This is a genomic window from Flavobacterium difficile, assembly GCF_011392115.1.
GTDB lineage: Bacteria > Bacteroidota > Bacteroidia > Flavobacteriales > Flavobacteriaceae > Flavobacterium > Flavobacterium difficile.
Map to the genome: position 1 here is coordinate 132,611 of NZ_JAAJBT010000001.1, position 14,051 is coordinate 146,661.

Annotated in this window: 13 protein-coding genes; 10 read left to right on the forward strand and 3 right to left on the reverse strand. The window is 32.2% G+C overall.

Going from position 1 to position 14,051, the window contains the following annotated elements; genetic code table 11:
* Positions 1–4 precede the first annotated feature (4 nt).
* The 3 genes from G4D72_RS00580 to panC are packed head-to-tail and all read right to left on the reverse strand — an operon-like array spanning position 5 to position 2,202.
* A complete protein-coding gene (locus G4D72_RS00580; RefSeq protein ID WP_317165216.1) occupies positions 5–928 on the reverse strand; it encodes a lysylphosphatidylglycerol synthase transmembrane domain-containing protein in 924 nt (307 codons plus the stop codon).
* A gap of 38 nt (positions 929–966) precedes the next feature.
* Positions 967–1,317: an aspartate 1-decarboxylase gene (gene panD, locus G4D72_RS00585; RefSeq protein ID WP_166075636.1), complete on the reverse strand. Its 351-nt coding sequence runs from the start codon at positions 1,315–1,317 to the stop codon at positions 967–969.
* A gap of 36 nt (positions 1,318–1,353) precedes the next feature.
* The gene (panC, locus tag G4D72_RS00590) at positions 1,354–2,202 is read right to left on the reverse strand and encodes a pantoate--beta-alanine ligase (protein WP_166075638.1); all 849 of its coding nucleotides are present in this window, start codon (positions 2,200–2,202) and stop codon (positions 1,354–1,356) included.
* 96 nt (positions 2,203–2,298) lie between these two features.
* Here panC and G4D72_RS00595 point away from each other — a divergent pair, with 96 nt between their 5' ends.
* From G4D72_RS00595 to G4D72_RS00640, 10 genes are all read left to right on the forward strand, one after another.
* Positions 2,299–3,105, forward strand: coding sequence for a glycogen/starch synthase (locus G4D72_RS00595; protein ID WP_166075639.1), 807 nt, complete (start codon positions 2,299–2,301; stop codon positions 3,103–3,105).
* Positions 3,106–3,110: 5 nt separating this feature from the next.
* Complete coding sequence (locus tag G4D72_RS00600; protein ID WP_166075640.1) at positions 3,111–4,937, forward strand: DUF4270 domain-containing protein; 1,827 nt, start codon at positions 3,111–3,113, stop codon at positions 4,935–4,937.
* 12 nt (positions 4,938–4,949) lie between these two features.
* Positions 4,950–6,797 (forward strand): glutamine--fructose-6-phosphate transaminase (isomerizing), encoded by a 1,848-nt coding sequence (glmS, locus tag G4D72_RS00605; RefSeq protein WP_166075641.1) that lies wholly within the window; start codon positions 4,950–4,952, stop codon positions 6,795–6,797.
* A gap of 152 nt (positions 6,798–6,949) precedes the next feature.
* Positions 6,950–8,461, forward strand: a complete 1,512-nt coding sequence (atpD, locus tag G4D72_RS00610; protein WP_166075642.1) for a F0F1 ATP synthase subunit beta — start codon at positions 6,950–6,952, stop codon at positions 8,459–8,461.
* Between the two features lie 74 nt (positions 8,462–8,535).
* The gene (locus tag G4D72_RS00615) at positions 8,536–8,817 is read left to right on the forward strand and encodes a F0F1 ATP synthase subunit epsilon (protein ID WP_166075643.1); all 282 of its coding nucleotides are present in this window, start codon (positions 8,536–8,538) and stop codon (positions 8,815–8,817) included.
* Between the two features lie 68 nt (positions 8,818–8,885).
* A complete protein-coding gene (locus G4D72_RS00620; RefSeq protein WP_166075644.1) occupies positions 8,886–10,037 on the forward strand; it encodes an aminotransferase class I/II-fold pyridoxal phosphate-dependent enzyme in 1,152 nt (383 codons plus the stop codon).
* A 7-nt stretch (positions 10,038–10,044) separates the two neighbouring features.
* Positions 10,045–10,452, forward strand: coding sequence for a putative signal transducing protein (locus G4D72_RS00625; protein ID WP_166075645.1), 408 nt, complete (start codon positions 10,045–10,047; stop codon positions 10,450–10,452).
* Between the two features lie 89 nt (positions 10,453–10,541).
* The gene (gene bioD / locus G4D72_RS00630; RefSeq protein WP_166075646.1) at positions 10,542–11,162 is read left to right on the forward strand and encodes a dethiobiotin synthase; all 621 of its coding nucleotides are present in this window, start codon (positions 10,542–10,544) and stop codon (positions 11,160–11,162) included.
* A gap of 228 nt (positions 11,163–11,390) precedes the next feature.
* A complete protein-coding gene (gene bioA / locus G4D72_RS00635; RefSeq protein ID WP_166075647.1) occupies positions 11,391–12,668 on the forward strand; it encodes an adenosylmethionine--8-amino-7-oxononanoate transaminase in 1,278 nt (425 codons plus the stop codon).
* The gene (locus G4D72_RS00640; RefSeq protein WP_166075648.1) at positions 12,662–13,810 is read left to right on the forward strand and encodes a beta-ketoacyl synthase N-terminal-like domain-containing protein; all 1,149 of its coding nucleotides are present in this window, start codon (positions 12,662–12,664) and stop codon (positions 13,808–13,810) included. The genes bioA and G4D72_RS00640 overlap by 7 nt, the downstream gene beginning before the upstream one ends.
* Positions 13,811–14,051: the final 241 nt, after the last annotated feature.

Below are 14,051 nucleotides of genomic sequence, written 5' to 3' on the forward strand. Positions count from 1 at the left end.
CTAATTATTTTTTATTGTATAGTGGTAAAAAAGCGTAAGATAATAAACCAAGTAAAATGGTTAAAATAGTTTGTGAAGTCCAAATCAACCAACCAAATGCTGTTCCAATATCATTTGAAATTCCATAAATAGAAAAAATCATTGCGATGGCCAATGGATAAGCTCCTAATCCACCATTGGTAAAACCGACTGCTAAACTTCCAAAGATAAAACCCATAATTACAATGTCAAAACTAATATTTGTAGTTTCTGGTAAGGCAAATATGGTTACGTAGAACATTAATAAGTAAGAAAGCCAAATAAAGAAAGAAAAGAAAATATATTTCCATTTGTCTTTCATTTTTAAGATGCTTAGCATGCCTTCTATCAAGCCTGATAATTTATTTTTTAATTTTTTTATGATGTTCCATTCTGCATAAATCCAAATTAAAAGAAATAGTAGGGAAAAAATAATTCCAACACCAGCATAAAGCATAATTTTTTCGAAGGCGATTTTCTCTTTAATAAAGCCATATAATTTTTCAAATTGAAGGATAAAAGCTAATCCTACAAACAGAAAAAAGATAAGCAAATCAACAATTCTTTCGGCTACTATAGTTCCAAAACCTTTGTCAAATGGAACATTTTCGTATTTTTTTAGTAAGGCTGCTCTTGTTATTTCTCCAGATCTTGGAATCGTTAAATTCATAAAATAGGAAACACAAACAGACATTAAATCATTTTTAAAATCGGTTTGATAACCTAAATGTAATAAAGAGTACTTCCAACGATAAGCACGAGCCCAATAGCCGAACAAAGCAATAAACAGCGAAAGATAAATATAAAAATAATCGGCTTGTTCAAAACACGATTTTATTTTATAGAGTTCTTCCTCAGATAAGGTAGTGTATTGATAATATATTAGTCCGAAACCTAGAAGTAACGGCACAAATAACGAGGCAATTTTACTTAAACTCGCCTTCAAAACTACGTTAAAGAATTGTCTTTTTCATTAGGGAAAACCAAACAAGGTTTGAATGTTTTAGCTTCTTCAAAGTCAATAATTCCATAAGCGATTATGATGATGATGTCGCCACGGTGAACTTTTCTGGCAGCAGGCCCATTTAATGTAATTTCTCCAGTGTTTCTTGGGCCTTTGATGGCGTAGGTTTCTAATCGTTCTCCGTTATTAACGTTAACAATAGCTACTTTTTCACCTTCTACAATATTTGCTGCTTCCAATAAAGCTTCGTCTATTGTAATACTTCCAATATAATTTAAATCGGCTCCAGTAACAGAAACTCTGTGTATCTTAGATTTTACTACTTGTATTTGCATTTTGCAAAGTTAATTATTTCACACAAAAATAATAATTTATTTTAACGAAATAGTGTCAATTAAACGAATATTTTCAATAAATACGGCAATAAAAGCTCTGTATTTTTTATTCTTAATTTTTCTTTTGCAGGTTAAAAGTGTGTCTTCTGCAGCGATTTCGAAGTATTCTAAGGTGAAATTGGGATGTTTTTTAAATTCATTTTCCACAAATAAAACTGTTTCATTTGCCGATTTAGTTTCAAATTTTTCTTTAGCTCGAGAAAGTATTTCATATATTAGTTTAGATTCTTTTCTTGCGCTTTCAGAAAGTCTTTCATTTCTGCTACTCATCGCTAAACCACTTGTTTCTCTGAAAATTTTGCAACCGACAATAGTAACAGGAATTTTATGTTTCGCAACTAACTTTCTTACAATTTGAAGTTGTTGGAAGTCTTTTTCTCCAAAATAAGCATTTGTAGGTTGTACAATTTCGAAAAGTTTTTTTACAATCGTACCGACCCCATCAAAATGACCAGGACGGTGTTTGCCTTCCATTTGATTTTCAAGTCCATCGTAGTTGAACGCTGTAGAAATGGTGTTTCCTTCGTAAATGTCAGATACACTTGGTGCGTAAATGAGAATATTTTTGTTTAATTTTTCAACTAATTCAACATCTTTTTCTAAAGTTCTTGGGTATTTTTTTAAATCTTCTGCATTATTAAATTGCGTGGGATTAACAAAAATACTTAAAACAGTAATTTCGTTTTGAGATAAAGATTGCTCTAATAACGAAAGGTGTCCTTTGTGTAAAGCGCCCATAGTAGGAACAAAACCAATGTTTTTAGATTTATTTTCTACTTTGTTTAGCTCGTGTTGAAGTTCTTTTTGTGTTTGAAAAACGTACATAGGATAATATAATAAAGTGCAAACTTACTATTTTAGTAGATAAGTCCATAAATTTTTATAATTTTGCATATTAAACAAAAATATAACATTTTTTTTATGAATGACAAGAGGATATTATATGTATCATCTGAAGTAGTGCCTTATTTAGCTGAAAATGAAGTGTCATTACATTCTTATGAACTGCCAAAAATGATTAACGAAGTTGGGGGGCAGATAAGAATTTTTATGCCTAGATATGGGAATATTAACGAACGCAGACATCAATTACACGAAGTAATTCGACTTTCTGGGATGAATTTGGTAGTGAATGATATGGATATGCCTTTGATTATTAAAGTAGCATCCATACCCAAAGAAAGAATTCAGGTTTATTTTATAGATAATGATGAATATTTTAAAAGAAAAGCCACTTTTTCTGACGAAGAAGGTGTTTTGTATCCTGATAATGATGAAAGAGCCATTTTCTTTGCAAAAGGCGTTGTTGAAACAGTTAAAAAATTAAATTGGGTACCAGATATTATTCATGTTCATGGTTGGTTGGCTTCATTGCTTCCTGTTTATTTGAAACATTATTATAAAGACGAAGGTATTTTTGAAGATACTAAAATTATTACTTCTGTTTATGCAACCGATTTTGAAGGTGCGTTAGATAAAGAAATGATAACTAAATTAGCTTATGATAATTTACCAGAATCGGCAATTTCCATTTATAAAGAACCGGTTTTTAATAATTTAATGAAAGCAACAATTGATCATTCAGATGGAATTATTATTGCTTCAAATGACTTGTCGTCAGATTTAACAAAATATATAGAAACTTCGAAAAAACCTTTTTTACCTTTCACACCGAAAGAAATGTTTAAAGAAGCATATTTAGAGTTTTTAAAAAATAAAGTAGAATAACAATAATGAAAAAGAAAATAGCACTTTTATTTGCAACCGTTTCCGTGTTTTTTATTTCTTGTGATCAAGATTTTAATACAATTGGAGCCGATTTAGTTGGTAATGAACATTTTGATTTTGACACGTACGAAGTACAAGGTTTAAAAGCATATTCTGTTCGAACAGGAGAAGTTCAAACTAATAATTTACCTATAAATCCACTTGGTTTTTACGACAATCCGTATTTCGGAGAAACTAAGGCAAATTTTGTTACTCAAGTTGCTTTAGGAACAGAAAAGCCAACATTTGGAACAAATGTTCAGGTAGAAAATGTTACGTTGTATGTGCCATATTTTAGTACTGTAAAAACTACTAATAATGATGGTTCTAGAGAATATACATTAGATTCTATATACTCTAAAAATGAAACAGGAAAAATCAGCAAAATGAGATTGAATGTCTATGAAAATGGTTATTTTTTAAGTTCTTTTGGAGGTGCAAACCAAGATGAGATGGCAAAATACTATTCAGATATGGGTAATTTAATCGAAAATCAGAAACGAGGTCATGATGGTGCTGGTAATTCAACAGCCAATGGGACAAGATTAAATGATAGTCCAAATACTGCTGAAAACGACCAATTCTTTTTTAACAATGCTGAAATTGTAATTTACAAACAAAAATTTAATACTACATTAGGTATTTTACAATTTGTTGACGTAAATGATGTTCCTTTAGCAGATCAATCGGATAGCCCGAGTGCTATTGCTTTACGAGTTGTGAAAGAGCGTTTGTCACCAGGAATTTATTTAACACTAAACAAAGCTTTCTTTAAGAAAACTATTTTAGAAGCTTCAAGTACAAACTTGTTTAATAATAACAATTTTAAACAATACTTTAAGGGTTTGTATTTCAAAATGGAACAATTACCTGGGCAACAAGGCGCAATGGCTATGCTTAATTTTAACAATGCAAAACTTAACATTAATTACAGTTCGATTGATGCAGGTGCAACCACGGCAACTTCTAAAACGCTTTTGTTAAGCTTAGGAACAAACGCATCAAGTAATACGGTTTCGTTACAAGACTACACTTATGCAGGTGATTACAATACAGGTTTGTCTAATCCTGCGAATGATTTTACTAATTCTTCTAGCCCAATATTCGGTCAGAATGAAAGATTGTATATAAAAGGTGGAAAAGGCTCTGTAGTTTATATGGATGTTTTTGGCGATACAGATGTAAAACAAATTATTAATGGAGTTTTCGTTCCTGGGTCTAATCAGGTACCAGATGAATTAGAAGAATTAAGGCTTAAAGGATGGCTAATTAATGATGCTTATTTGGAATTTTATGTAGATAAGTCTAAAATGATCGGTAATTCTAAATACCAAGAGGCAGAAAGATTATATTTATTTGATGCTACTAACCAAAAGGTATTGGTAGATTATGCTTTTGATGCTAGTACTTCTTCAAATAGTAAAAGAAATAAGCTTATTTTTGATGGAATTGTACAAAGAGACGAAACTGCTGATAGGAAAGCCGTTAAATATAAAATAAGAATTTCTCAACATATTAACAATCTTATTAATAGTAGTAATGTTAATATTAATAAAAATGTGAGACTAGGTTTGTGTATTACAGAAAACATTTCAATTACAGGTAATTTTTACTATAAAAATCCTTTAGATATTAGTAATACACCTTCTAATACTGAAGATGATATTAAATTTTTCCCGGCATCTTCAATTATTGCGCAACAAGGTGTGGTATTGTATGGAACTAATCCTTCTTTACCATCAGAAGCAGATAAAAAATTAAAATTAACAATTCATTTTACAAAACCAAACTAAACTCTTATATATATGTGTGGAATCGTAGGTTATATTGGTCATAGAGACGCATATCCAATTATAATTAAAGGATTAAAAAGATTAGAATATCGTGGTTACGATAGTGCTGGTCTTGTTTTATATGATGGTAAAGATTTAAAACTTTGTAAAACTAAAGGAAAAGTTTCCGATTTAGAAGAGAAAGTAGCGAAAGAAATATCTACAGAAGGACATATTGGTTTTGGACATACACGTTGGGCAACACATGGGGTGCCTAATGATGTAAATTCGCATCCGCATTTTTCTAACTCTGGAAAATTAGCCATTGTACATAATGGAATTATTGAAAATTATGAACCATTAAAAAAAGAATTAATTAAAAGAGGGTATGTTTTTCATTCGGACACAGATACAGAAGTTTTGATTAACTTAATTGAAGATGTTCAGAAGACAGATAATTTAAAATTAGGAAAAGCAGTTCAAGTTGCCTTAAACCAAGTGGTTGGAGCCTATGCAATTGTGGTTTTTGATGTAAATAAACCAGATGAAATTGTTTGTGCGCGTTTAGGTTCGCCATTGGCAATTGGTATTGGTGAAGAAGAATATTTTGTAGCGTCAGACGCTTCTCCATTTATAGAATTTACTTCAAATGCTATTTATTTAGAAGATGAAGAAATGGCTGTTATTCGTTTGAATAAACCAATGAAAGTTCGTAAAATTAAAGATGATTCTTTAGTTGATCCTTATGTTCAAGAATTACAAATGAATTTAGAGCAAATTGAAAAAGGTGGTTACGAACATTTTATGTTGAAAGAAATTTACGAACAACCAAACGTAATTAAAGATACATATAGAGGTAGATTGTTAGCAAACAAAGGCATTATTCAGATGTCTGGTGTAGAAGATAATTTAGAAAAATTCACTAACGCCAAACGAATTTTAATTATTGCTTGTGGAACTTCATGGCATGCTGGTTTAGTGGCGGAATATATAATTGAAGAATTTGCAAGGATTCCTGTTGAAGTTGAGTACGCATCAGAATTCAGATATAGAAATCCAATTATTAATAAAGATGATGTGGTAATTGCTATTTCTCAATCTGGTGAAACAGCAGATACTTTAGCAGCCATAAAATTAGCTAAGGAAAACGGAGCGTTTGTTTTTGGAGTATGTAATGTGGTAGGGTCTTCAATTTCTAGAGAAACGGATGCCGGAGCTTACACTCATGCTGGTCCAGAAATTGGTGTAGCGTCTACCAAAGCATTTACTACTCAAATTACAATTCTTACGCTTTTAGCTTTACGTTTAGCAAAAGCGAAAGGAACGATGAATCACACGGATTACCAACGTTATTTGTTAGAATTAGAAATGATTCCAGAAAAAGTTCAGGAAGCTTTACAAACTAATGATGTTGCTAAAACGATCGCTGATATTTATAAAAATGTACCTAATGCATTATATTTAGGAAGAGGATATAATTTTCCAGTAGCATTAGAAGGCGCGTTGAAATTAAAAGAAATTTCATACATTCATGCAGAAGGTTATCCAGCTGCTGAGATGAAACATGGGCCAATCGCATTAATTGACGAGCAAATGCCAGTTATTGTAATTGCACCAAATAAAGGACATTACGACAAAGTAGTGAGTAATATTCAAGAAATAAAATCAAGAAGTGGAAAAATTATCGCTGTTGTAACTAAAGGTGATATTCAAGTTAAAGCGTTGGCAGACCACGTAATTGAAATTCCGGAAACTTCTGAAGCCTTAACGCCATTATTAACTACAATACCATTGCAATTATTGTCTTATCATATTGCAGTATTAAGAGGTTGTAATGTAGATCAGCCTAGGAATTTGGCAAAATCAGTTACTGTAGAATAACATAAAAAAGCGAAATAATTACTATTTCGCTTTTTTATTGAAAAAAATTCAAAAAATATATTGCATAATTGCATCTAAAAAAACTATCTTTTCACTCTGAAAAAAGTATGTTTTTTTCATTAATAAATAGCTATTAAATAAATACATAAGCAATGTCTAAAGTTACAGGGAAAGTTGCACAAATTATTGGACCAGTTGTAGATGTAGTGTTTGACACTACTAACGGCGAACTTCCAAAAATTTATGATTCATTAGAAATTACTAAAAAAGACGGTACTAAATTAGTATTAGAAGTACAATCTCACATTGGGGAAAATACAGTTCGTACTATCTCAATGGATTCTTCTGATGGTTTATCAAGAGGTACTGAAGTGGTTGGAACAGGAAATCCAATCAAAATGCCAATTGGACCAGATGTTTATGGTCGTTTATTCAATGTTATTGGTGATGCTATCGATGGCTTAGGTGAATTGCCTAAAGACGGAGATAATGGAATGTCTATACACCGTGCGGCACCAAAATTTGAAGATTTAGCAACTTCTTCTGAAGTTTTATTTACAGGTATTAAAGTAATTGACTTAATTGAGCCTTATGCAAAAGGAGGTAAAATTGGTTTATTCGGAGGTGCTGGAGTAGGTAAAACAGTATTGATTCAAGAATTAATTAACAATATCGCAAAAGGTCACGGTGGTCTTTCTGTATTCGCAGGAGTAGGAGAAAGAACGCGTGAAGGAAATGACTTACTTCGTGAGATGTTAGAGTCAGGTATTATTAAATATGGTGATGATTTCATGCACTCTATGGAAAATGGAGGATGGGATTTATCTAAAGTAGATATGCCAGGGATGAGAGAGTCTAAAGCTACTTTCGTTTTCGGACAAATGAATGAGCCACCAGGTGCTCGTGCTCGTGTAGCTTTATCAGGATTATCTATTGCAGAATATTTCCGTGATGGAGCTGGAACTGGACAAGGTAAGGACGTACTTTTTTTCGTTGATAACATTTTCCGTTTTACACAAGCAGGTTCTGAAGTATCTGCACTTTTAGGGCGTATGCCTTCTGCAGTAGGTTACCAACCAACTTTAGCAACTGAAATGGGTGCGATGCAAGAGCGTATTACTTCGACTAAAAAAGGATCTATTACATCTGTACAAGCGGTTTACGTACCTGCGGATGACTTAACTGACCCAGCACCAGCAACAACGTTCGCTCACTTAGATGCAACAACAGTATTATCTCGTAAAATTGCCGAGTTGGGTATTTATCCAGCAGTAGATCCATTAGATTCTACTTCTCGTATCTTAACTCCTGAAATTTTAGGTGATGATCATTATGATTGTGCACAAAGAGTAAAAGAAATTTTACAACGTTACAAACAATTACAAGATATTATCGCGATTTTAGGTATGGAAGAATTATCTGAAGAAGATAAATTAGTCGTATCTCGTGCTCGTAAAGTACAACGTTTCTTATCTCAACCTTTCCACGTAGCAGAACAGTTTACAGGAATTCCAGGTGTTTTAGTAGATATTAAAGACACTATCAAAGGATTTAACATGATTATGGATGGTGAATTAGACCGTTTACCAGAATCTGCTTTTAACCTTAAAGGAAGTATCCAAGAAGCTATCGAAGCTGGAGAAAAAATGTTAGCAGAAGCGTAATAATAAGTATTCAGTATACAGTATCAGTTAGCAGTAACTGAGACTTATAACTGAGACTGAAAACTAATAAAATTATGATTTTAGAAATAGTATCACCAGAAGCTACCTTATTCTCAGGAGAAGTTACATCAGTATCGGTTCCAGGAATTAATGGAGAATTTCAAATGTTAAACAATCACGCGGCAGTGGTTTCCATTTTACAAAAAGGAAATGTAAAAATCAATGCTACAAGTTTTAATATTGATAAAGCCAATGAAGCAAAATTTACGAAAGTAAACGAGCAAACGTATTGGTTAGCTATTAACTCTGGTACTATAGAAATGAATAACAATAAAGTAATTGTTTTAGCCGACTAATTCAGTTTTTTATTAAAATAACAATCCCGATAAGTGTTTTCTTATCGGGATTTTTTTATTTTTACTTTATGAAACTTCCACAAAATCTTCAGCAAAAATTACTACTTCGTGAAGAGGCAAATGCTTTACGTGTTTTACCAATTTCTAAAAACAATATCGATTTTTCATCTAATGATTATTTAGGTTTCGCAAAAAATGAAGACATATTCGATGCCACTCACCAATATTTAGTGGATCATAACATTAAAATAAACGGTGCCACAGGTTCTCGATTAATTTCAGGAAATCATGATCTGTATGCTGTTGCAGAAAACTATATTTCCGAGTTTCATCACTCAGAAGCGGCTTTAATTTTTAATTCAGGTTACGATGCCAATGTGGGATTTTTTAGTGCAGTGCCACAACGAAATGATATTATACTTTATGACGAATTATGTCACGCCTCTATACGCGATGGTATTCAAATGAGTCACGCCAAATCATATAAATTTCATCATAACGATTATGAAGATTTAGAAAGATTACTTCAAAAACTAACACTTGCTAACTCACATCCTCCAACTATTTACATTGTTACAGAATCTGTTTTTTCAATGGATGGCGACGCTCCAAATATGGAAACTTTAGTGAGTGTGTCTGATAAATTTAAGGGGCTTTTAGTAGTTGATGAAGCCCATGCTTTAGGTGTTTTTGGTGATAAAGGTGAAGGATTGGTACAATCGCATCAACTTCAAAATAAAATTTTCGCTCGAATAATGACTTACGGAAAAGGCTTAGGTTGTCATGGTGCTGCAATATTAGGGAGTGCAAGTTTAAAAGCATATTTGGTAAATTTCGCAAGAAGTTTTATCTATACGACTGGACTTTCGCCGCATGCAGTAGCTACGATTTTAATCGCATATCAAAATTTGAATTCGTCTGCTGAACTTCAAAAATTAAAAGATGTTATAAGTATTTTTAATCAACAAAAGCAATTGTTAGGTTTAAAGTCGATGTTTGTATATAGTAAATCGGCAATTCATTCTGCTATAATTCCAGGAAATAATAAAGTGAAACAAATTGCTGCTCAACTACAAGAGAAAGGTTTTGAAGTAAAAGCAATACTTTCACCAACTGTTCCTGAAGGGCAAGAAAGATTACGCTTTTGTTTGCATTCTTTTAATTCGGAAAAAGAAATGCAAGAGGTTTTAACAGAATTGAGTACCTTAGTATTTAAATAAATCATTTATGGAAAGTGTAAAGTTTAATCAAATTGCCAATTATCAATATACTTCTGAAGCGTATTTGTTTAAAGGGAAATTGGAATCAGAAGGCGTAGAAGTTTTTTTGCAAAATGAAAATACGATAAATACCGATCCTTTATTAAGTAATGCAGTTGGTGGTGTGAAATTGTTTGTAAAATCGGAAGATGTTATGAAGGCCAAGCAAATTTTGGCAGCTATTCCTGAATATTCTGTTAATGATAAAGGTGAGTTGCTAACTTGTCCGAATTGTGGCGCTACAACTATCAGTATGGTAACTAGTATTAAAGATGTGAAATCGTTTTTAGCTTTTATGTACGGTCTACTTACTTTGTCTATGCCTTTATTTGCCAAGCAAAAATACAAGTGCGAAAATTGTGCTTTTGAATTTTAATTTTAGCAAGCAAAATTTCACAAAATATTAAGACCAATTCTTTGTGAACCTTGCGATTTCTTTGCGAACTTTGTGGTTAAATATTATATATGAAACTATTTATAACAGGAATTGGAACAGATGTAGGAAAAACCATTGCCTCATCTATAATTGTTGAAGCTTTACAAGCTGATTATTGGAAACCTATTCAGGCTGGAGATTTAGAGCAATCGGATTCTCATAAAGTAGAAAAGTATATTTCTAACGCTAAAACTAAATTTCATAAAAATGCTTATGCGTTACATACTCCTGCAAGTCCACATTTAGCAGCAGAAATTGATGGAATTTCAATCGATATACAAAAAATTTGTACTCCAGAAACCACAAACCATTTAGTAGTAGAAGGTGCTGGAGGTGTTTTTGTTCCTTTAAACGATACAGATTGTGTGATCGATTTAATTCAACCCGATTATAAAGTCGTTGTAGTTTCTCGTCATTATTTGGGAAGTATCAATCATACGTTATTAACTTTAGAGGCTTTAAAATCTAGAAATTTAAATGTAGCTGGGATTATTTTTTCTGGTGATGAAAATAAAGCTACTGAAAGTATCATTTTAAGTAAGACTAATGTTCCAATGATTGGGAGAATTAACAACGAACCGTATTTCGACCAAAATGTAATTACCTATTACGCCGATTTGTTTCGAGAAAATTTAGAGTTATTCGGTTAATTTTTATTGGATGATCTTTTGAATGCTACTTTTGCATTAGTGGGTGAAGTGGCATCCTTTTTTTTGTTGGGAATAAGAAAGGGAAAAAAGATATAACGGAACACACGACCTCGTTGTTTAAATTTATATGATTTATAATTCATTGTTCTACAACGAGGGAATGCCCGATAAAAATGTTTGCTTATCTTTGTATCCTCGACTAACTATTAATTACTAGTCACCATAACCATGACACTTTCAGAAAAAGACGCTTTATACAACTGGCATCCTTATACACAACATAAAATATTTTCGCATTTTCCAGCAATTGTAAAAGGAAATGACGAATTTTTGTGGGACGAAAACGGCAAACAATATATTGATGCAATTGCCTCTTGGTGGGTCAATCCGTTCGGACATAGTAATGCCTTTATTGCGGAGGCGATTTACAAACAATTAACTACTTTAGAACACGTGTTGTTTGGTGGTTTTACTCATAATGTTGTAGTAGAATTAGCGGAGAAATTAATAGAGATTTTACCTGCGAATCAGAGAAAGTTTTTTTATTCTGATAATGGGTCAACAGCTGTAGAAGTAGCTATTAAAGCGTCTTTTCAGTATCATTATAATAAAGGAATTAAAAAAAATACCATTATTGCTTTTGAAGATGCTTTTCATGGCGATACGTTTGGTGCGATGGCAGTAAGTGGTATTGGTTTGTTTACAGAAGCGTTTCAAGATGCACTAATAAATGTAATTCGAATTCCAGTTCCGACAAAAGGCAATGAAGAAAGTTCGAAAGTTGCTTTGCAAAAAGCTATTGCTGAAAATGAAGTCGCAGCCTTTATTTTCGAACCCTTAGTTTTAGGTGCGGCAGGAATGGTGATGTATGAAGCTTCGGAATTAGATGCATTGATTGCCATTTGTAAACAAAATGCGGTATTTACTATTGCTGATGAAGTGATGACAGGTTTCGGAAAAACAGGAAAACTTTTTGCCTCTAATTATCTGAAAAATTTACCGGATATGATGTGTTTGAGTAAAGCACTTACCGGTGGAACGATTCCGATGGCCATTACAACGTTTACTCAAGCTATTTTTGATGGTTTTGTTAGCGATAATAAAAGTCACGCCTTGTTTCATGGGCATACGTTTACAGCGAATCCAACAGGTTGTGCAGCAGCTTTGGCGAGCATAGAATTATTAAAAAACCCAACCACTTTAGAAAATATCCATAGAATTCAGGCTTCTCATCTTCAATTTGAAAAGCATATTCAACAACATTCTAAAGTAAAAACAACACGCGTTTTAGGTGTAATTTTTGCTCTTGAAATTCAAGTTTCCGAAAAACAAGACTATTATAGCGATTTACGCAACCAGTTTTATAATTATTTTATAAATAAAGGTGTGATTTTAAGACCAGTAGGAAATACTATTTATATTTTACCTTCCTATATAATTTCTAACGAAAGTTTGCAACAAATTTATTCTACAATCGAACAAGCCATAAACGAGATTTCATGTTAAAACAACCTGTTTATATTCATTCTGTTACTTCTATTTCTGCTTTAGGAACTACTTCTGAAGAAATTTGGAATAATTATTTACATGAAAATTCTTTGTTTAATAAGCTTAATGCGAATAGTAAAAACTATTGGGTTGCTGAGTTTTCTAAAAAAGAAAATCAACTTCTAGATGAAATAATATTATCTGATACTAAATATAAACATTTAGACAAGTCAGTTGTAATGGCTATTTTGGTCGCAAGAACTTGTTTTAAAAATAGTGGTTTTACGGACAAAAATATTGGAATCAATTTTGGTTCTTCTCGTGGTGCTACAATTTTATTTGAAAAACATCATGCTGATTTTATAAACGATGGAATGGTGTCTACATTCACATCACCTTCTACAACTTTAGGAAATATTTCTAGTTGGGTGTCTCACGATTTACAATCTGAAGGTCCTGAGATTTCTCACTCAATCACTTGTTCCACAGGTTTGCATTCTCTTTTAAATGGTATAGCTTGGTTGCAATCGGGCATGTCGGAAACTTTTTTAGTAGGTGCTAGTGAAGCGCCTTTAACTCCCTTTACACTAAGCCAATTATCAGCTTTAAAAGTATACTCAACAGAGGAAAACGTTTTAGCCAACAGAAGTTTAGATTTTCAGAAAACTAGCAATACTATGGTTTTGGGTGAAGCGGCAGCATGTTTGTCTTTGTCACTTTCTTCCAAAAATGCCATTGCAAAAATTATTGGAATAGGTTATGCTACAGAAGTTTTATCAAGCAGTACTTCTATATCAGCTGATGCAAAATGTTTTCAAAAATCGATGCAAATGGCAATCGGTTCAAATGATCTCAAGGATATCGATGCAATTGTCATGCACGCACCCGGAACAATTCAAGGTGATGCAACCGAATTCGAGGCTATTAAAACCGTTTTTGGAAATCATTTACCATTGTTGACTTCTAATAAATGGAAAGTAGGGCATACGTTTGCAACTTCAGGATTATTAAGTATTGAATTAGCCATTTTAATGTTGCAAAAACAACATTTTGTAGCCACTCCATTCTATAAAAATTCGAATTCTAACATTCCTAATAAAATATTAGTAAATGCAGTAGGATTCGGCGGAAATGCAGTTTCTGTATTAGTAGAGTTGTAGTCTTTTAGTAGTACTTCTTTTTTATTTTAGGAATAATCTTTACTTGTAAGTTTATTTCTTACAAAATCTTCTTTTTTATATGTTATCTGCTTGTTAAGTGTTTTGTGTCGGTTTTTTATGTCAGATGGGCGATGTTTTCCTAATTAAAAAAATTAATATATAAAATCTTAACAAAAAATATTTTAATTGTTATAAATTCATTTAAATTAATATGATATTATCAATTTAACATATTAAAGTT